Source organism: Pectobacterium sp. CFBP8739 (genome assembly GCF_013449375.1).
Lineage (GTDB): Bacteria > Pseudomonadota > Gammaproteobacteria > Enterobacterales > Enterobacteriaceae > Pectobacterium.
Genome location: NZ_JACDRR010000010.1, coordinates 89,928 through 108,928, shown reverse-complemented (window position 1 = coordinate 108,928; position 19,001 = coordinate 89,928). Strand labels below are relative to the sequence as shown.

The 19,001-nt window shown below is 52.2% G+C and carries 18 protein-coding genes; 5 read left to right on the top strand and 13 right to left on the bottom strand.

What is annotated here, in order from left to right:
- Positions 1–12 precede the first annotated feature (12 nt).
- Positions 13–1,878, top strand: coding sequence for a 1-deoxy-D-xylulose-5-phosphate synthase (gene dxs / locus H0247_RS08950; RefSeq protein ID WP_180742238.1), 1,866 nt, complete (start codon positions 13–15; stop codon positions 1,876–1,878).
- Between the two features lie 51 nt (positions 1,879–1,929).
- On the opposite strand, the gene pgpA is transcribed toward dxs, so the two are convergent.
- The 6 genes from pgpA to nrdR form a co-directional block, all read right to left on the bottom strand.
- The gene (gene pgpA, locus H0247_RS08945; RefSeq protein ID WP_180742237.1) at positions 1,930–2,466 is read right to left on the bottom strand and encodes a phosphatidylglycerophosphatase A; all 537 of its coding nucleotides are present in this window, start codon (positions 2,464–2,466) and stop codon (positions 1,930–1,932) included.
- The gene (gene thiL / locus H0247_RS08940) at positions 2,441–3,421 is read right to left on the bottom strand and encodes a thiamine-phosphate kinase (protein ID WP_180742236.1); all 981 of its coding nucleotides are present in this window, start codon (positions 3,419–3,421) and stop codon (positions 2,441–2,443) included. The genes pgpA and thiL overlap by 26 nt, the downstream gene beginning before the upstream one ends.
- 68 nt (positions 3,422–3,489) lie before the next feature.
- Positions 3,490–3,909, bottom strand: coding sequence for a transcription antitermination factor NusB (gene nusB, locus H0247_RS08935; protein ID WP_180742235.1), 420 nt, complete (start codon positions 3,907–3,909; stop codon positions 3,490–3,492).
- Positions 3,910–3,933: 24 nt separating this feature from the next.
- The gene (gene ribE / locus H0247_RS08930) at positions 3,934–4,410 is read right to left on the bottom strand and encodes a 6,7-dimethyl-8-ribityllumazine synthase (RefSeq protein ID WP_012773708.1); all 477 of its coding nucleotides are present in this window, start codon (positions 4,408–4,410) and stop codon (positions 3,934–3,936) included.
- Positions 4,411–4,520: 110 nt separating this feature from the next.
- Entirely contained in the window at positions 4,521–5,630 is a 1,110-nt protein-coding gene (gene ribD / locus H0247_RS08925; protein WP_180742513.1) for a bifunctional diaminohydroxyphosphoribosylaminopyrimidine deaminase/5-amino-6-(5-phosphoribosylamino)uracil reductase RibD, read from the bottom strand.
- Positions 5,631–5,767: 137 nt separating this feature from the next.
- Positions 5,768–6,217 (bottom strand): transcriptional regulator NrdR, encoded by a 450-nt coding sequence (gene nrdR, locus H0247_RS08920; protein WP_180742234.1) that lies wholly within the window; start codon positions 6,215–6,217, stop codon positions 5,768–5,770.
- Between the two features lie 218 nt (positions 6,218–6,435).
- Here nrdR and H0247_RS08915 point away from each other — a divergent pair, with 218 nt between their 5' ends.
- Positions 6,436–7,005, top strand: coding sequence for a DUF3251 domain-containing protein (locus tag H0247_RS08915; protein ID WP_180742233.1), 570 nt, complete (start codon positions 6,436–6,438; stop codon positions 7,003–7,005).
- Positions 7,006–7,080: 75 nt separating this feature from the next.
- On the opposite strand, the gene secF is transcribed toward H0247_RS08915, so the two are convergent.
- From secF to queA, 5 genes are all read right to left on the bottom strand, one after another.
- The gene (gene secF, locus H0247_RS08910; RefSeq protein WP_219606694.1) at positions 7,081–7,992 is read right to left on the bottom strand and encodes a protein translocase subunit SecF; all 912 of its coding nucleotides are present in this window, start codon (positions 7,990–7,992) and stop codon (positions 7,081–7,083) included.
- Between the two features lie 73 nt (positions 7,993–8,065).
- Positions 8,066–9,913 (bottom strand): protein translocase subunit SecD, encoded by a 1,848-nt coding sequence (secD, locus tag H0247_RS08905; protein WP_180742231.1) that lies wholly within the window; start codon positions 9,911–9,913, stop codon positions 8,066–8,068.
- Positions 9,914–9,940: 27 nt separating this feature from the next.
- Positions 9,941–10,273: a preprotein translocase subunit YajC gene (gene yajC, locus H0247_RS08900; RefSeq protein WP_048635837.1), complete on the bottom strand. Its 333-nt coding sequence runs from the start codon at positions 10,271–10,273 to the stop codon at positions 9,941–9,943.
- A gap of 108 nt (positions 10,274–10,381) precedes the next feature.
- Entirely contained in the window at positions 10,382–11,527 is a 1,146-nt protein-coding gene (gene tgt, locus H0247_RS08895) for a tRNA guanosine(34) transglycosylase Tgt (protein WP_180742230.1), read from the bottom strand.
- A gap of 97 nt (positions 11,528–11,624) precedes the next feature.
- On the bottom strand, positions 11,625–12,692 hold the full coding sequence (queA, locus tag H0247_RS08890; RefSeq protein WP_180742229.1) for a tRNA preQ1(34) S-adenosylmethionine ribosyltransferase-isomerase QueA: 1,068 nt from the start codon (positions 12,690–12,692) through the stop codon (positions 11,625–11,627).
- A 191-nt stretch (positions 12,693–12,883) separates the two neighbouring features.
- Here queA and H0247_RS08885 point away from each other — a divergent pair, with 191 nt between their 5' ends.
- From H0247_RS08885 to H0247_RS08875, 3 genes are all read left to right on the top strand, one after another.
- The gene (locus tag H0247_RS08885; RefSeq protein WP_180742228.1) at positions 12,884–13,465 is read left to right on the top strand and encodes an ACP phosphodiesterase; all 582 of its coding nucleotides are present in this window, start codon (positions 12,884–12,886) and stop codon (positions 13,463–13,465) included.
- A gap of 212 nt (positions 13,466–13,677) precedes the next feature.
- Positions 13,678–14,280, top strand: a complete 603-nt coding sequence (locus H0247_RS08880) for a peroxiredoxin C (protein ID WP_010299049.1) — start codon at positions 13,678–13,680, stop codon at positions 14,278–14,280.
- A gap of 220 nt (positions 14,281–14,500) precedes the next feature.
- Entirely contained in the window at positions 14,501–15,775 is a 1,275-nt protein-coding gene (locus H0247_RS08875; protein WP_180742227.1) for a mechanosensitive ion channel family protein, read from the top strand.
- Positions 15,776–15,956: 181 nt separating this feature from the next.
- Here the strand turns inward: H0247_RS08875 and proY are convergent, their stop codons facing one another.
- A complete protein-coding gene (gene proY, locus H0247_RS08870) occupies positions 15,957–17,333 on the bottom strand; it encodes a proline-specific permease ProY (RefSeq protein ID WP_180742226.1) in 1,377 nt (458 codons plus the stop codon).
- 141 nt (positions 17,334–17,474) lie between these two features.
- Positions 17,475–18,794 (bottom strand): branched-chain amino acid transport system II carrier protein, encoded by a 1,320-nt coding sequence (gene brnQ, locus H0247_RS08865; protein ID WP_180742225.1) that lies wholly within the window; start codon positions 18,792–18,794, stop codon positions 17,475–17,477.
- Positions 18,795–19,001 lie beyond the last annotated feature (207 nt).

The window sequence follows — 19,001 nt, the reverse complement described above, 5'->3', positions numbered from 1 at the left end:
TAATGAGTCTCTATGAGTTTTGATACCGCGAAGTACCCTACATTGGCGTTAGTGGAAACACCGGATGAACTTCGACTGTTGCCGAAAGATAGCCTGCCAAAGCTGTGCGATGAGCTGCGCCAATACCTACTGGACAGCGTTAGCCGTTCCAGTGGCCACTTTGCTTCAGGGTTAGGTACGGTTGAATTAACGGTTGCGCTGCATTATGTCTATAACACCCCTTTCGATCATCTGGTGTGGGATGTCGGCCACCAGGCTTATCCGCATAAGATCATAACCGGCCGCCGCGATCGCATTTCAACAATCCGCCAAAAAGGCGGTTTGCACCCCTTTCCGTGGCGTGATGAAAGCGACTATGACGTATTAAGCGTCGGGCATTCGTCCACCTCAATCAGTGCTGGGCTGGGCATGGCCGTTGCTGCCGAACGTGAAGGCAAAGGTCGCCGTACCGTTTGTGTCATCGGTGACGGTGCAATTACTGCGGGTATGGCCTTTGAAGCGATGAACCATGCGGGCGATATACGCTCCGACCTGCTGGTTGTGTTGAACGACAACGAAATGTCGATTTCGGAAAACGTCGGCGCATTGAATAACCATCTGGCACAGCTGCTGTCCGGCAAGCTCTATGCCAGCCTGCGCGAAGGCGGCAAAAAGGTCTTATCCGGCCTGCCACCAATCAAAGAGCTGGTGAAACGCACCGAAGAGCATCTTAAAGGCATGGTCGTACCAGGTACGCTATTTGAGGAGCTGGGTTTTAATTATATTGGTCCGGTCGACGGCCATGATGTTCAGGCGCTGGCGCATACGTTGAAAAACATGCGCAACCTGAAAGGCCCGCAGCTCCTGCATATCATGACGAAAAAAGGCAAAGGCTACGCCCCTGCCGAGCAGGATCCGATTAGCTGGCACGCGGTGCCAAAATTCGATCCCGCTAGCGGTACCTTGCCGAAAAGTAAGGAAGGCGCTCAGCCCACCTATTCAAAAATCTTCGGTCAATGGCTACAGGAAACAGCAGCCAAAGATAGCAAGCTCATGGCGATCACGCCGGCAATGCGCGAAGGCTCCGGCATGGTGCAATTCTCCCGCGACTATCCACAGCAATATTTTGACGTTGCGATTGCCGAACAGCATGCCGTCACGTTTGCTGCCGGTCTAGCCGTTGGTGGCTATCACCCGGTTGTCGCTATTTACTCAACGTTCCTGCAACGTGCCTACGATCAAGTTATCCACGATGTGGCGATCCAGAATCTGCCGGTTCTGTTTGCTATCGATCGCGGCGGTATTGTGGGTGCTGATGGGCAAACGCATCAGGGCGCATTCGATCTCTCTTTCTTACGCTGTATCCCGAACATGATCATCATGACGCCCAGCGATGAAAATGAGTGCCGCCAGATGCTGCACACGGGCTATCACTACCAGAAAGGTCCTACGGCAGTGCGTTACCCGCGAGGAAACGGTACGGGTACGGAACTAACGCCACTATCAGAACTGCCAATCGGTAAAGGCGTGGTGCGTCATCAGGGCGAAACGATCGCGATTCTGAATTTCGGTACACTTCTGCCAGAAGCCCAGATTGCGGCAGAGCAGTTAAACGCCACCCTCGTCGATATGCGTTTTGTGAAGCCACTGGATGAAGCGTTACTGGAAGAGTTGGCACAGTCCCACAGCACGTTTGTGACGCTGGAAGAGAATGCGATCATGGGCGGTGCGGGAAGCGGTGTGAATGAGTTCCTGATGGCGAAGCGTCTCGCCGTCTCGGTGCTGAACATCGGGCTACCGGACGTCTTTATTCCGCAAGGTTCACAGGAAGAAATCCGTGCCGATCTGGGTCTGGATGCCGCCGGTATCGAGCGCAGAATCACGCAGTGGATGGCATAAGCGACTCACGATAATCGGGGCACATGGCCCCAGTTCAATCGCGTTGTAACATCAGAATATCGGCCAGTAATGGCCGATAAAATAGATAATTCCCGCCGAGATCACCCCTGCGACAATATCATCGATCATGATTCCCATACCGCCGTGTACGTTGCGATCAAACCAACGAATCGGCCAGGGTTTCCAGATATCCAGACAGCGAAAGACGACAAACCCTGCCGCCACCCACTGCCACTCATCCACTGGAATCGCCATCAGGGTAATCCACATGCCGACAAATTCGTCCCAGACGATGCTGCCGTGATCGTGAACGCCCATATCTTTCGCCGTCTGGTGACACAGGTAAACACCGATACAAATGCTCAGCATGACCAACAGCGAATACAATTCAAGCGGCAGGAACGACATGAGATACCACAGAGGAATCGCCGCCAGCGACCCTGCCGTGCCCGGCATCCAAGGAGACAAACCGCTGCCAAACCCCGTCGCCAGCAGGTGCCACGGATTACTCAGCCGTAGGCGGCGTTTCGCCACCTCAGCGCCTTTCGTCTTGCTCGCGGAATCAGTTTTGCTCGCTAAAATGGTCATACCCCTTCCAGTTCAGCTCGGTCGCTTTATTATCCCTGAAAAAGCGTACCCCTTCCGATGAAGGTCCGATTTGCCCGATACAGGTGTAGCCGGCACCGAGATGCCCCAAGGCAAGCTCCAGTGCACCGCGGTTAATCTCCGGTACGGTAAAGCACAGTTCATAATCTTCGCCGCCAGAGAGCGCCCAACGTAACGCCTGCTCTTCATCAACGCAGCCCCGCAGCCAATCAGACTGTGGAATCGCGTCCAGATTAATACGCGCGCCACACTCACTGGCTTTAAGTATATGCTGTAGATCGGAAATAAGGCCGTCGGAAAGATCGATAGCCGAACTGGCTAGATCGCGCAGCGCCTGACCTTGTAGAATTCTGGGCTGAGGGCGCAGATGACGTTGGAGCAATCCCAAGCGCGCCTCTTCATCCTCAACGTGCAGCGTATTCTGTAAAATAGCCAGACCGGCGGCGCTGTCGCCTAATGACCCCGTAACATAAATCCAGTCGCCAATTCTGGCCCCGCGGCGCGTCAGCGCCCGACCCGCAGGCACCAGGCCGTGGATAGTCAGCGTCAGGCTCAGTGGGCCGCGTGTCGTATCGCCGCCAACTAGTTGCATACCATAGTAATCAAGTAGCTCAAACAAACTGTCGCTATACGCGGACAGCCACTGGCTATTGCTTTGAGGTAGGGTAATGGCCAGAGAAAGCCAGGCAGGATCGGCGCCCATTGCAGCCAGATCGCTTAAATTGACCGCCAGAGATTTGTAACCCAGATCGGCGGGATCGATATCGGGTAGGAAATGAACGCCCGATACCAGCGTGTCGGTACTCACCGCCAGCATCTGCTTATCTGCCACCGTCAGTAACGCACAGTCATCACCAATGCCTAACTCAACATCGCGACGTGAACTTCGGACCCGATTAAAATAGCGGGCAATAAGGTCAAACTCACCTTCAACCATAACCTTTCCAGCCAGCCTATCATTCAAAAGCGATCAGGGCCGGATATCCGGCCCTGATTCGATTCATTTTACTTCTTGCCTTTCCGTACGCTCGGAGCAGCTTTGTCCAGCACGCCATTCACAAACTTATGGCTATCTTCAGCGCCGAAGACTTTAGCCAGTTCGATGGCCTCATTAATCGCCACTTTGTAAGGAACGTCTTCGCGCTTGCTCAGCTCAAACATCGCCAAACGCAGAATAGCTTTCTCAACCTGTCCCAATTCCTCAATTTGACGAGACAGGAAAGGTGCCATCAGTTGATCAAGCTTCTCAGCCTGAGTGGCAACTCCCGCCAGCAATTCACGGAAATAGGTAATGTCGACATCTTTGACATCCTGCTCGCTCAGGAATTGTAGTTCAACATCGGCAATATCATTTTTAGATAACTGCCAGGAGTAAAGCGCTTGAACCGCACATTCACGAGCGCGGCGACGAGCAGCAGGTTTCACGGAATTCCCCTTACTTAATCAGGCTTACTTAATCGCTTTCAATACATTAATCATTTCTAGCGCGGTCAGGGCAGCTTCTGCACCTTTGTTCCCCGCTTTCGTGCCAGCACGCTCAATCGCCTGCTCAATGCTTTCCGTCGTCAGAACGCCGAAAGCAACAGGGATTTCGCTGTCCATCGCAACGGAGGACAGGCCAGAGCTACATTCGCCAGCAACAAATTCAAAATGCGCTGTTCCACCACGGATAACCGTTCCCAGAGCAATAACGGCATCATACCCACCGTTTTTCGCGCTTTTAGTCAGCGCACGAACCGTCAATGGCAGTTCGTAAGCACCCGGCACCCAAACAACAGTGATATTTTCGTCTTTAACCTGACCAATGCGTTTCAATGCATCAATCGCCCCTTCCAGCAGGCTGTCGTTAATAAAATGGTTAAAACGCGCAATCGCAATCGCCACACGGGCATCAGGAGTAGCAACAACACCTTCGATAACGTTCATAGCTTTCCTTGTATTTGGTCTTTATGGCCCGCAGGGGGGCGGATTCTATCATAATTTTTGTTGGCACGTATCCGGTTTTGTCGGACCTGCGCCACGTATTTACATATACATCAGAATTTAGGTTTCAGACGTAATCGCAGGTCTGGGCCAATTTGGCGAACCTCTGCGATGTCAAATTCCGGAGCCTGAGAGAGCTGATCCAGTCCTGGCAAGAGGCACAGCGAGCGAGCGTTTTCACCCAGTAGTTTTGGGGCAAGATAAACGATAAGTTCATCAACGACACCCGCATTCAGAAGCGCCCCAGCCAGACTAGCTCCGGCTTCAACCCAGACAGAGTTAATCTGCCTTCTCCCCAGCACCATCATCAGTGCCACCAGATCAACGCCGCCATTGTGCTGCGGTAAGGTGATCTGCTCAACGCTCTGTGGCCACGTCTGTTCGTCCGCCTGCACACGCGCCAGCCAGGTCTGGCCGGGTTGGCTCACAATCCGATGCTGCGGCGTGACGCGCTGCTGGCTGTCCACAATCACCCGAACAGGTTGTCTGAGATCCGCTTCTGAATAACGTGTCTGTACATCGGTACCCAGCTCTGACCATCGCACAGTAAGGGAAGGGTCATCAGCCAGCACCGTCGCACTGCTGCTCAGGATTGCTGCACTCTCCGCACGAAAACGCTGCACATCCTGTCGCGCCTGCGGTGAGGTAATCCACTGGCTTTCTCCCGACGCCATCGCAGTGCGCCCATCCAAAGACGCCGCCATCTTGAGCTGCACGTAAGGAAAGCCCGTCCGCATACGTTTCAGAAAGCCGACATTCACTTTCTCTGCTTCAGCCATCATCAAACCATGGCTGACGGCAATCCCCGCTTGCTGTAAACGATGTAAGCCACGACCCGCGACCTGCGGATTGGGATCCTGCATCGCGGCAACCACGCGGGAAACGCCAGCAGCAACCAACGCATCAGCACAGGGTGGCGTTCGGCCATGATGGCTGCACGGCTCCAGCGTGACGTAAGCCGTCGCACCACGTGCGCGCTCCCCTGCCATTCTCAGCGCATGAACTTCAGCATGAGGTTCGCCAGCACGGAAATGATAGCCTTCACCGACAATGTCGCCATCACGCACGATCACACAGCCAACATTGGGATTAGGAGCCGTCGTAAAACGACCACGGCGTGCCAGCTCTAACGCGCGCGCCATGTATAGTTCATCCTGCGGCACGTGGCCGTTTTCCTGAACACTATCCTTCTGAACACTATCCTTCTGAACACCATCCTTCTGAACACCATTCTTCTGAGTACGGTTTCCCTGAAAAATGCTCATTCCCGAACCTCTTATCTCTCTCAAACCAACGCGGCTTAATCCTGCAAACGCGCAATCTCTTCGCCAAATTCACGGATATCTTCAAAGCTGCGATACACCGATGCAAAGCGGATATACGCCACTTTATCCAGCTTTCTCAGCGCTTCCATCACCAGATTGCCGACCATCTTGGTGGTAACTTCACGTTCTCCGGTCGCACGCAGATGAGATTTGATGTGATTAATCGCCATTTCGACGTCATCAGAACTAACCGGCCTTTTTTCCAGCGCCTTCAGCATGCCACTACGCAATTTATCTTCATTAAAAGGCTCGCGCACGTCATTGCTTTTGATGACTCGCGGCATCACCAGTTCAGCCACTTCAAACGTGGTGAAGCGTTCATGACAAACCAGACACTGCCGACGACGACGTACTTGCGAACCTTCGCCGACCAGACGGGAATCAATGACTTTGGTATCAACAGCGGAGCAAAACGGGCAATGCATGATGTGTCCTGACCAGTAATCCTTAACGTAAAGACAGTTTACCCTGAATTAACGGACTAACCAAAACTCCTGATCCACGTTGCGAAGGGTTTCGCATCTCTTCCGGTAGTAGGATGAAAAAAGCTGTCTCACCTATGACTTAGGCTTAATCGCAGCTAAACTCAGCAACAGGGATCAACGGATCAATCAATAAAGACATCGAAAGGGGAACCACAGACATGAGAACCCGATATCGCGTACTGGCCTTCCTGCCAGCGTTGTTTTTGCTCGCAGGGTGCGCCGAACAACGCCAGATGCCAAAGCTACAAAATCAGATAGGTCACCTAAACCAGCAGCTACAAACGCTGACCAATCAGGCTACGGCATTAGAGCGACAAAATGCGTTGAATTCCCAATCTACCTCTGGCGTTTATTTACTGCCCGCAGCGCAAACCAGCACGATGCTGGAAAGCAGCATTGGCAGGCTCAGCGTGTCGTTACGCAATATCGAGACGGAAGCGAACGGAACAAGCGCATTACTGCATATTCGCACGCTTGATGCGAAGGGGTTACCTGCTTTTGGCGCACAGCTTGACTGGGGACGGCTCGATCCTGTGAGCGGGAAGCCTTTAGCCAGCGATACACAAACACAGTCGTTTGTCGTCTCCCCGACGCTGTTACCCAAAGCCGAAGCAGTTATTGAATTGCGCCTCAGCGGCCTGTCGCCGGAAGAACTCGGCTTTGTTCGTTTACATCAGGTTCAGGAAATACAGAGTCCGCCACCGGTTGCCGCCACCGAGTCCCCCTAGCAAACGAACCTCCTCACGCTAATACGCAAAAAACCCCGCAGCGATGCGGGGTTTTTTATGTTTACAGCCGGTAGATTAAGGCAGGATAGACGGTTGATCCGCCCCTTCTTTTTCCACTTTCTGAACGATCAGGTGTTCACGTTTCATACCCAGTTTCAGCGCCAAAGCGGAGGAAACATAGATGGAAGAGATCGTCCCGATGATCACACCGATAAACATCGTCAGCGAGAAGCCGTGCAACAAAGCTCCACCGAAGACCATGAGGATCACAATCATCGCCAATGTGGTCGCTGATGTGATGATGGTACGATGCAGCGTCTGCGTCAGAGAAATGTTGGTAATCTCGTAAGATGTGCCACGACGAACCTTGCGGAAATTCTCACGAATACGGTCAGATACCACGATCTTATCGTTAAGTGAATAACCAATTACCGACATCAGCGACGCAATGATCGTTAGGTCAATCTCAATAGAGAACAGAGACAGTAGACCCATCGTGATGATCACGTCGTGCCCCAAAGCCAGTACAGCCCCCAAAGCCAGACGCCATTCAAAACGAAAACCGATATAAATGAGGATAGCAATCAACGCAGACAGCAGCGCCAGTGCGCCCGCCTGTGCCAAATCGCTACCCACACTCGGCCCGACAAACTCAATACGTTTCACCGTCGCGTGCTGCTGGAAGGTATCATTCACCACCGTCAGCACTTTGTTACCCAGCGCTTCGTTCTCGCTGCCAGAAACCGGTGGCATACGTACCATCACATCACGGCTGCTACCGAAATTCTGTACCTGCGGCTCTGAAAACCCAGCGGTCTCTAACGAACTACGTAAGACATCGAGATCGATCGGCTTCTCAAGGTTAATCTCAATGACCGTACCACCGGTAAAATCGAGTCCCCAGTTAAAACCACGCACGCCCATAATCGCAATAGAAGCAATGATCAGCAGGGTGGAAATGGCAAATGCCAATGTATCCCAGCGCATGAAATCATAGACTTTACGCCCATGATTGAGTTGTTCAATGTTGTATTCCTGTTCCTGTGCCACAACGCACTCCTCAGATAGACAGCTTGTTGATGCGTTTACCGCCGTAAAGCAGGTTAACGATGGCACGAGTACCGACGATCGCCGTAAACATTGAGGTCGCAATCCCAATCGCCGTCGTGATAGCAAACCCTTTGATAGAGCCGGTCCCCACCGCATACAGGATGATGACTTTAATCAACGTCGTGACGTTCGCATCAACAATCGAGCTGAATGCCCCTTTGTAGCCCTCATGAATAGCCTGCTGCACAGAGCGACCATTACTGAGTTCTTCCTTGATACGTTCGTTAATGAGTACGTTAGCATCCACGGCAACCGCCAGCGTAAGCACGATACCCGCGATACCCGGCATGGTCAGCGTTGCCCCTGGCAACAGCGACATAACCCCGACAATCAACACCAGGTTAGCAACCAGCGCACTGGTTGCGATGACGCCAAATTTCTTGTAGAAGAAGACCATAAAGAGGATCGATGCGATCAAGCCCCACAGACAGGCTTCCAGACCCTGAGTGATGTTTTGCATCCCCAGAGTTGGCCCAATGGTACGTTCTTCCACGATCTGAATCGGCGCAATCAGCGCACCCGCACGCAGCAGCAGAGAGAGCTGACGCGCTTCGTTCGGGTTATCAATGCCGGTAATACGGAAGCTGTTACCCAGTCGCGACTGAATCGTCGCCACGTTGATCACTTCTTCGTGTTTTTCCAGCACCGAACGGCCTGTCGCATCTTTCTTGCCGCTGTCTTTGTATTCAACAAACAGCGTCGCCATCAGCTTACCGATACTGTCCTTGGTGAAGTTGGACATGGTGTTGCCACCCGCGCTGTCCAGAGAAATATTCACCTGAGGCTGGTTGTATTCATCCGTACTCGATGTCGAATCGGTGATATGGTCGCCAGTCAGAATCACGCGCTTGAACAGCACCACCGGTGAGCCATCACGCATGTTCTTCACTTCAGAGTCGCCCGGCACACGGCCGTTCGCCGCTGCGGTCGCATCGGCATTACTGTTAACCAGACGGAATTCCAGCGTAGCGGTGGCACCAAGAATTTCTTTCGCGCGCGCTGTATCCTGAATACCCGGTAACTCAACGACGATACGGTCAGCACCCTGACGCTGTACCAACGGTTCAGCAACGCCGAGTTGGTTCACACGGTTACGCAGGATATTGATGTTCTGCTGTACAGCGTATTCGCGCGCTTCACGCAGACGTTCATCAGACATCACCGCACGTAGCAGGTTGCTGCCGCTGCTGCTAAGAACCAAATTGCGGTGGCGAGGCGTCAGATAGTTGATGCCGTCATCACGCGTTTGCGCATCACGGAAACGAATTTCGACGCCGTAATTGTCAGTTTTACGCACGGAAGCATAAGGAATGTTCTTCTCACGCAGATCGCTGCGCAAAGAGTCCATGGTTTGTTCTTGCAGTTTACCCAGCGCTGTATCCATATCCACTTCCATTAGGAAGTGAACACCGCCGCGCAGGTCGAGCCCCAATTTCATCGGTTCAGCGCCTAACAACCGCAGCCAGTTTGGCGTGGCAGGAGCCAGGTTAAGTGCGACGACGAATTTTTCGCCCAGCTCATTAACGAGCGCTTCACGCGCGCGGAGCTGAACATCAGGGTTAGAGAAGCGAGCCAGAATTGCACCATTTTCCAATGCAATCGACTTACTGGTAATGTTTTGTTCTTTTAAGACATTCTGGACTTGGATCAGCGTCGTTTCGCTGGCGGCGGTTCCCCGCGCGCCAGTAACTTGTACCGCCGGATCCTCACCATATAGGTTAGGAAGTGCGTAGAGCAGGCCGACAAACAACACCACGACCAGCATCAGGTACTTCCACAAAGGATAACGATTTAACACGGCAGTTCCCTTCGGGAAAATCGGAAATTACAGGGCCTTAATCGTGCCCTTCGGCAGCACGGCAGCCACGAAATCACGTTTGATAACCACTTCATTGGTATCGTTCAACGCAATCGCAATATAGCCCGTTTCGGACACTTTAGTCACGCGACCAACCAGACCACCGGTCGTTAAAACTTCATCGCCCTTGCTGATAGAATCCATTAACTTTTTGTGTTCCTTGGCGCGTTTTTGCTGAGGACGCAGGATCATAAAGTAGAAAATCAGACCAAAAACGGCCAGCATAATAACCAGAGAGTACGGGCTTCCCTGAGCCGGAGCGCCGGTTGCAGCTACAGCATCGGAGATGAAAAGACTCATTTAAATATCCTCTTTTTTGTCAAAAGATAAGCTATCAAAAAGATAAATTATCAACCTTACAATCGTAAAAACGCTTCACAGCAAAATGCAATTCATAGCAAACAGGCTTCAGTGGTTTGCAGCAACGTCTTTTTCAGCCAGCGGCGGAATGGGTTTGCCTATCCGCTGGTAAAAATCCACCACAAAGTGCTCTAATTTACCCTCTTCAATGGCCTGACGTAAACCTGCCATTAAACGCTGATAGTAACGCAAGTTATGAATAGTATTGAGTCGTGCTCCGAGTATTTCGTTGCAACGGTCAAGATGGTGCAAGTAGGCACGGCTATAATTGCGACACGTGTAGCAATCACAGTGTTCATCCAGCGGACTCACGTCATCTTTATGCTTCGCATTACGGATTTTCACCACGCCATCAGTAACGAAGAGGTGTCCATTACGTGCATTTCGTGTTGGCATCACGCAGTCAAACATATCGACACCGCGACGTACGCCTTCGACCAGGTCTTCTGGCTTGCCGACGCCCATCAAATAGCGCGGTTTATCTTCAGGGATCTGCGGACAGACGTGCTCCAGAATGCGGTGCATGTCTTCTTTCGGTTCGCCCACCGCTAAACCGCCCACAGCGTACCCATCAAAGCCAATGTCTACCAGCCCTTTTACGGATACATCACGTAAATCTTCGTAAACACTTCCTTGAATAATACCGAACAGCGCGTTTTTATTTTCCAGCTCATCAAAACGCTGACGGCTGCGTTTCGCCCAGCGCAGTGACATCTCCATCGAACGCTTGGCGTAATCCCAGTCGGCAGGATACGGCGTACACTCATCAAAGATCATCACGATGTCGGAACCGAGATCGTGCTGAATCTCCATCGATTTTTCCGGGCTCAGGAAAATCGAATCTCCGTTGATTGGGTTACGGAAATGCACGCCCTGTTCGGTAATTTTGCGAATATCGCCGAGGCTGAATACCTGAAAACCGCCGGAATCCGTCAGAATCGGGCCGTGCCACTGCATGAAATCGTGCAGATCGCCGTGCAGTTTCATAATTTCCTGGCCGGGACGCAGCCACAAGTGGAACGTGTTACCAAGCAAAATCTGCGCGCCAGTCTCTTTTACTTCTTCCGGCGTCATACCTTTCACCGTGCCGTAAGTTCCCACAGGCATAAAAGCCGGGGTTTCCACCACGCCACGTTCAAAAATCAATCTGCCGCGACGCGCACGGCCGTCCGTTGTTTGTAATTCGTACTTCACTTAACCTCCGGCATCAGAAAAACAGTCTGATGGTAATGATGTATTAATGCCTGACAGAGCGTGGTCTGTGGCATCGCTAGTGTGCAGAAAACCGGGTTTATCCCACTTTTTCCTGCTCGGCCATCGGGTTGTGCGTGATAAACATCGCATCACCGTAGCTGAAAAAACGATACTGCTCTGCCACCGCCTGGCGGTAGGCAGACATTGTGTTCTGGTAGCCAGCAAAGGCCGACACCAGCATGATTAACGTCGATTCGGGTAAATGGAAGTTGGTCACCAATGCATCGATAATGCGGTAGTGATAGCCCGGATAGATGAAAATTTTGGTATCGCCGAAGAACGGTTCGATCGGCGCATTCTGGCTGGCTTGTGCGGCGCTTTCCAGCGATCGTACCGAAGTGGTGCCAACGGCTATCACGCGGTTTCCCCGCGCTTTGCACGCCAGCACAGCATCAACGACATCCTGCGGCACTTCGGCATATTCGGCGTGCATGATGTGATCTTCAATCGTATCGACGCGAACAGGCTGGAACGTCCCCGCTCCCACGTGCAGCGTCACGAACGCCATGTCGATGCCCTTCTCGCGTAGCGCAGCCAGCATTGGTTCATCAAAGTGTAAACCTGCCGTCGGCGCGGCTACGGCACCCGGACGTTGGCTATACACGGTCTGATACAGCTCACGATCGGCGTCTTCATCGGGCCTGTCGATATAAGGCGGTAGCGGCATGTGGCCGATATCATTCAGGATCGACAGGACATCACGGGAATCATCGAAATGCAGTTCAAACAGCGCATCGTGGCGAGCCGTCATCGTCGCTTTAACGCTTTCATCATCGCCCAACAGCAGCACAGTACCCGGTTTTGGCGCTTTTGACGCCCGAACGTGCGCCAGCACCCGATGGTCATCCAACACGCGCTCCACCAGCACTTCCAGCTTGCCGCCGCTGGCTTTACGGCCAAACAAACGAGCGGGAATCACGCGCGTATTGTTGAACACCAGCAGATCGCCGGGATTCAGTTTATCCAGCAAATCGGTAAACACGCCATGCGTTAGATCTCCCGTCGGCCCGTCCAGCGATAGCAGGCGACAACCACTGCGTTCTGCTTGTGGATAATGGGCAATCAATGATTCAGGAAGTTCAAACGAAAAATCGGCAACACGCATGGCAATTCACTTAGCAGTTAATACATTAAAAATGGGCGGCCTAGTCTAGAGCCGCAAGCGCATGGCTGCAAGAAATAAGCACGCGGCAGGCATAACGCATCACAATCCGCATAACATTACGCTCAGCGAATGCTCACACCGACATGTAAGAGGACGTGCACAATAAAAGAAGAAGCGGATATACTACTTCAATGAATTTTCTTGCTCACCTCCATCTGGCCACGCTGGCCGACAGCTCCCTATTAGGTAATCTGATGGCGGATTTCGTGCGCGGCAACCCGCAGGATAGCTATGCTGACGAGATCGTCGCGGGTATTCGCCTGCATCGCCGCGTTGATTCGCTGACCGACAGCCTGCCGGAAGTCAAACAGGCACGTCAGTATTTCAGCGATGAATTTCGCCGCGTTGCGCCAATCACGTTGGATGTGCTGTGGGATCACTACCTTGCACGCCACTGGTTACAGTTGGTGCCGGATACCCCTCTGCAAACCTTTATCGACGGCGCGCAATCACAAATCGAACCACATCTGGCGCACACACCTGAACGTTTTCAGAACCTGAATCGCTATCTTTGGCCGGAGCGCTGGATGACGCGCTATGCAGAGCTGCCGTTTATCGCCGATGTGCTGCACAGAATGTCGGTACGCCGTCCGAAACTGGCGGCGCTGTCCGGATCTTTTCAGGATATCGAGCAGCACTATCACCAATTTGAAACACTCTTCTGGCAGTTTTATCCACGGATGATGCAATTAGCGAAAGCGCAACAGCTGTAAGATCGCGACTTTTCCGTTTTTCTACGCGACGTATTGTCCTTTCCATTAAAAGGGTTAATCTAGCCTCTTGAAAGGAAATAGCGATGAGTTCAATAGACAGAAGCTATCTCATTGATTGGTCTCTTTGCCTGTATTCACCCAGGTAGAGTCCCTATACTAGTCGCTGTTTTTTTATATCATCCGATCATTAACCGCTATCTACAGGAGTAATTATGGTCCTGGTAACTCGTCAAGCCCCAGACTTCACCGCAGCTGCCGTTTTAGGCAGTGGCGAAATCGTCGAAAACTTCAACCTGAAGAAGCATATCAACGGTAAAGCTGCCGTGATCTTCTTCTGGCCGATGGACTTCACCTTCGTTTGTCCGTCAGAACTGATTGCTTTCGATCACCGCTATGCCGAGTTCAAGAAACGCGGCGTAGAAGTGGTTGGTGTTTCATTCGACTCCGAATTCGTCCACAACGCATGGCGTAAAACCCCTGTGGACAAAGGCGGCATCGGCGAAGTGCAATACGCGATGGTTGCTGACATTAAGCGCGAAATCCAGAAGGCCTACGGCATTGAGCACCCAGAAGCGGGTGTTGCACTGCGTGGTTCTTTCCTGATCGACAAAAACGGCGTGGTTCGCCACCAGGTGGTGAACGATCTGCCGCTGGGTCGTAACATCGACGAAATGCTGCGTACCGTTGATGCCCTGCAATTCCACGAAGAGCACGGCGAAGTTTGCCCAGCACAGTGGGAAAAAGGGAAATCCGGTATGGGCGCGTCACCAGACGGTGTAGCGAAATACCTGTCTGAGAACGCAGACAAGCTGTAATTCCCTCATCCTGCCTACAGGGCAAGGATGATCAAGCCAGTTGCTATGCGACTGGCTTTTTCTTTAGCCGCGATTTTCCCCGATGTTCTTCCTCACACCGTTCCAGCCTTTTCTACGCGATTCCAGAGAATACAAAAGGTTGACTGAGGACGCTAAATCCTTAGCCTTAACCTCACATCGTGTTAATGCACGACAGATTCATTGGAATAAAGGAGAACGCATGCAACAAAATCTCGCGCTGTGGCTGAGAGAAGCCGGAATACAACACGCTAGCATCATTGCGTTACTGATTGTTCTTGGGCTGATATTGCTCATTTCTGCCGTCATTCACCTGATTTTGCATCAGGTTGTGCTGAAAAGAATGGTGCTGCGTTCACTCAATAAGCCTGGAAAAACCGAGGGGCACGGGTGGAAACAGGCGTTAACGCAACACAACCTGTTTAACCGGTTGGCTTTTTTGCTACAAGGGGTGATCCTCAATATTCAGGTCTTTGTGTGGCTGCCTTCGCAGAGTGAAACTCGTGAAACGCTCATCATCTGCTCCCAAGTGTGGATCATGATTTTTGCGCTGCTGTCATTGTTCTCACTGCTCGACGTTCTGCTCAACGTTTCCGCCCGAACCAAAGTCGCGGCACAGTTGCCGCTGCGCGGTATCTTCCAGAGCCTGAAACTGATTGCCACTATCGTTATCAGCATCATGGTGGTGTCACTGCTCATCGGGAAATCCCCACTGATTCTGATTAGTGGATTAGGTGCGATGGCCGCCGTACTGATGTTGGTGTTCAAAGATCCGATTATGGGGTTGGTCGCAGGCATCCAGCTTTCTGCCAACGATATGCTCACGCTGGGAGACTGGCTAGAAATGCCGAAATACGGCGCTGACGGCGCGGTTATCGACATTGGGCTAACGACGGTGAAAGTGAAAAACTGGGACAATACCGTCACAACCATTCCAACTTATGCGTTGGTGTCAGACTCCTTCAAGAACTGGCGTTCGATGTCAGAGTCTGGGGGCAGACGCATCAAGCGCAGTATCAATATCGATACCACCAGTGTGCATTTTATGACGGAAGGCGAGCAGGCGCGGTTGCTGCGCAGCAAACTCTTGTCACCCTACATTCAGAACAAGAAAAACGAACTGGATCAGCACAACGCCCAGTCCGACTCCGATCTGACCTCACCGCTGAATGGTCGCCGTCTGACGAACTTAGGCACGTTCCGCGCCTACCTTCAGGTTTATCTGCGCTCGCATCCAAGTATTCATAAGGGGATGACGCTGATGGTACGGCAGCTCGCGCCAACGTCAGACGGGGTGCCGCTGGAAATTTATGCGTTTACCAACACGACCGCCTGGGTCGATTATGAAAGCATTCAGTCTGACATTTTCGACCATATCTTTGCGATTCTGCCAGAGTTCGATCTGCGCATTCATCAAACCCCAACCGGTCACGACATGCGGGTCATGGCACAGCAAATGACGGCCCCGAAAGCGTAATATCGATTCAAGAAAAGCGCTCAGGTGGCAATAACGCTTACTTAAGCTTGGATTTAGGGGGAAACACGGTGATGAGGTTCCCGCAGGGATGCCTCACACCGTGGTAGCGCCCGGTATCTCGATCCTTAAACGATCGGTATTACTCCAACAGGAGTGCTTCTTCCGATAGCAATCGACTAACTTAATTCTGTGCCGCTACCGCGTTCTGACGTTTCTTCTTCCAGACATAGCCCACTAAAAGCAGCGCTATCCAGATGATACCGACATACAACGACACGCGCGTATCAGGGAAGTAGCCGATCAGACCGATGATGAAGAACAGGAAGACAATACCGAACACGGAGGTCGCGATACCGCCGCGCAGCGGGAACGCCAGCGCCTTTACTTCATCTGGACTCAGACGGCGACGGAACGCAATCTGAGAAAACAGAATCATGATCCACACCCACACCGTCGCAAACGTTGCCAGGGAAGCGATCACCAGGAAAACTTTGCCAGGCATAATGTAGTTCAGGTACACCGCGACCAACAGCGCCGTCATCATCACGACAACCGTTACCCACGGAATACCGCGTTTGGAAATACGGCTAAATACCTTCGGCGCATGCCCCTGCTCTGCCATTCCATGCAGCATACGGCCTACGCCGAAGACATCGCTGTTAATCGCCGACAGCGACGCCGTAATAACAACAAAATTCAGGATGCCGGCCGCCGCCGTAATGCCCATATGTTGGAACGTCAGAACGAACGGACTCCCGTTGGTTCCGACCTGATTCCACGGGTAAATCGACATGATCACAAACAGTGTACCGACATAGAACACCAGAATACGCCACGGCACCGAGTTAATCGCGCGAGGGATGGATTTATGCGGATCTTTGGCTTCACCAGCGGTAATTCCGATGATCTCCACGCCGCCATACGCAAACATCACCAGTTGCAGCGAGAGAATCATCCCCATCACGCCGTTACTGAAGAACCCACCATTACTCCAGAGATTATGAATGCCAGTCGGTTCACCGCCGTTGCCAATCCCCCAGACAATAATACCGATCCCCGCAACGATCATAATGATAATGGTGGCAACCTTGAAGAACGAGAGCCAGAACTCCAGTTCACCAAAGGCTTTCACATTCATCAGGTTAATCGCGCCAATGATGAGCACCACACTCAAAACCCACACCCAGTGCGGTACCGCAGGGAACCAGACCCCCATGTAGATGCCAAACGCAGTCACATCGGCAATGGCAACAATCAACATCTCAAAGCAGTAGGTCCAGCCAGTGATATAACCCGCTAATGGCCCAAGGTAGTCTTGTGCATAGCGAGAAAATGAACTGGACTGCGGGTTGTGTACCGACATTTCACCCAGAGCGCGCATGATGATGTACGCAACAACCCCGCCGATCAGATAAGCCAGTAACACACTGGGGCCTGCCATTTGGATCGCACTCGCGGAACCATAAAAAAGACCGGTTCCGATCGCCGAGCCAAGGGCGATAAAGCGAATATGCCGCGTGCTTAACCCACGCTTGAGCTTGGAAGATGGTTGTTCCATTGATAAGCAACCCTGTCTTATAGAAAGAAAAACATTACAAAAAGAAAAACCACAGGCAAATACCTGTGGTGCAGAAACCCAACTCTGTGCTGGAGCAATACAATATCCCTACCACCCCAGCGCTATCAGGCATTAACGATATTATTGATGTACCGTCACTTCCTGACGACCACAAAGTCTGTCGTAAATCACCGCGACCAGCAAAATCAGCAGTGACGGTGGTAGCCAGGCCAACCCTTGCTCACTCAGCGGCAGGTTGAGGCTCCACTCTGGCAACAGCGATTTGAAGGCCGACGATTTTATACCATCAATCATGCCAAATAACAGACTAACGAGCATGACGGGTGCCACAATACGTGACGCGCTATTCCACCAGCGCAGCGTAAAGCTCAATAAAACCAAAATGATACATGGCGGATAAATCGCCGTCAGTACAGGAATAGAAAGTTGGATCAGATGGCTAAGACCTAGGTTAGACACCACCATTGAGAAGATGCCCAGCACAAACACCAGCGTGCGGTAAGACAACGGCAGGTATTGCGCAAAGAATTCTGCACAGGCACAGGTTAGCCCCACCGCCGTCACCAGACAGGCGATAAAGATTAACAACGCCAGGAAGCTGCTCCCCATATTGCCAAACGAGTGTTGCACATAGGCATGGAGAATTTCAGCGCCGTTCTGCGCTTGCGGCACCAGTTCGCCACTAACAGAACCAAGCTGGAACAAGCTCAAATAGACGAGAGTCAGGCCAATACCGGCAATCAAACCCGCCCACATCGTGTAACGTGTCAGCAGCATAGGGTTCGACACCCCGCGTGAGCGCGCCGCATTGACGATCACGATACCAAAGACCATCGCGCCCAGCGTATCCATCGTCAGATAGCCGTTGACGAAGCCATTGGAGAACGGCAGTTGCTCATACGCTTCCGTTGCCGGAATTGGCGTACCCGCAGGCCACAGCACCGCCGCAAGACCCAATACCGCCAGTGCAATGATCTTCAGCGGTGCGAGCACATGACCAACTGTATCCAGCAGTTTGCCCGGATACAGGGAAATCGCGATAACAATGGCAAAATAAATCAGGCTATAAATCAGCAGCGGAGACGCTCCGTTGCCGACCAGAGGAGCCAGGCCGACTTCAAACGACACAGTTGCCGTACGCGGCGTAGCGAACAGTGGCCCAACAGCCAGATAGCACACCGTGGCCAGAACCACGCCCGCTTTTTTACCAATCGGCGAGCTGAGCGCATCAATGCCACCGCCAACCCGAGCCAACGCGATCACGGTCAGCACCGGTAGACCAACCGCGGTCAGCAGGAAGCCGATTGCTGCCGTCCAAACGTGCTCTCCCGACTGTAATCCCACCATCGGCGGGAAAATAATATTTCCAGCCCCCACGAATAAAGCAAAGGTCATAAAACCTAATGCCACAATATCTTTGGACGTTAAACGATGACTCATAGTGATGTCGTGTTGCCTGTATCAAATCGATAAAAAGAAAGCTGTGTCGTTTATCGCCGCCAAAGGCCGTTTATCAAGAGTTAGCTCGAAGCATGATGCCAACACTCCGGCGACACGAAAATGGCGGTCATGGAAGTTATTTTTTGCACAGCCATATTGGGTGCTAAGTAAAACGTTTATAGCGCAGAAAGACAAGCGGAGATCAAA

Excerpts from the sequence above, each read along its gene's own strand:
- secF (WP_219606694.1), bottom strand. The coding sequence starts at position 7,992 with ATGCGCTGGGATACATTGGCATTTGCCATTTCCACCCTGCTGATCATT.
- yajC (WP_048635837.1), bottom strand. The coding sequence starts at position 10,273 with ATGAGTCTTTTCATCTCCGATGCTGTAGCTGCAACCGGCGCTCCGGCT.
- brnQ (WP_180742225.1), bottom strand. The coding sequence starts at position 18,794 with ATGAGTCATCGTTTAACGTCCAAAGATATTGTGGCATTAGGTTTTATG.
- ribE (WP_012773708.1), bottom strand. The coding sequence starts at position 4,410 with ATGAACGTTATCGAAGGTGTTGTTGCTACTCCTGATGCCCGTGTGGCG.
- proY (WP_180742226.1), bottom strand. The coding sequence starts at position 17,333 with ATGGAACAACCATCTTCCAAGCTCAAGCGTGGGTTAAGCACGCGGCAT.
- nrdR (WP_180742234.1), bottom strand. The coding sequence starts at position 6,217 with ATGCATTGCCCGTTTTGCTCCGCTGTTGATACCAAAGTCATTGATTCC.
- H0247_RS08880 (WP_010299049.1), top strand. The coding sequence starts at position 13,678 with ATGGTCCTGGTAACTCGTCAAGCCCCAGACTTCACCGCAGCTGCCGTT.
- dxs (WP_180742238.1), top strand. The coding sequence starts at position 13 with ATGAGTTTTGATACCGCGAAGTACCCTACATTGGCGTTAGTGGAAACA.
- thiL (WP_180742236.1), bottom strand. The coding sequence starts at position 3,421 with ATGGTTGAAGGTGAGTTTGACCTTATTGCCCGCTATTTTAATCGGGTC.
- pgpA (WP_180742237.1), bottom strand. The coding sequence starts at position 2,466 with ATGACCATTTTAGCGAGCAAAACTGATTCCGCGAGCAAGACGAAAGGC.
- queA (WP_180742229.1), bottom strand. The coding sequence starts at position 12,692 with ATGCGTGTTGCCGATTTTTCGTTTGAACTTCCTGAATCATTGATTGCC.
- H0247_RS08885 (WP_180742228.1), top strand. The coding sequence starts at position 12,884 with ATGAATTTTCTTGCTCACCTCCATCTGGCCACGCTGGCCGACAGCTCC.
- H0247_RS08875 (WP_180742227.1), top strand. The coding sequence starts at position 14,501 with ATGCAACAAAATCTCGCGCTGTGGCTGAGAGAAGCCGGAATACAACAC.
- H0247_RS08915 (WP_180742233.1), top strand. The coding sequence starts at position 6,436 with ATGAGAACCCGATATCGCGTACTGGCCTTCCTGCCAGCGTTGTTTTTG.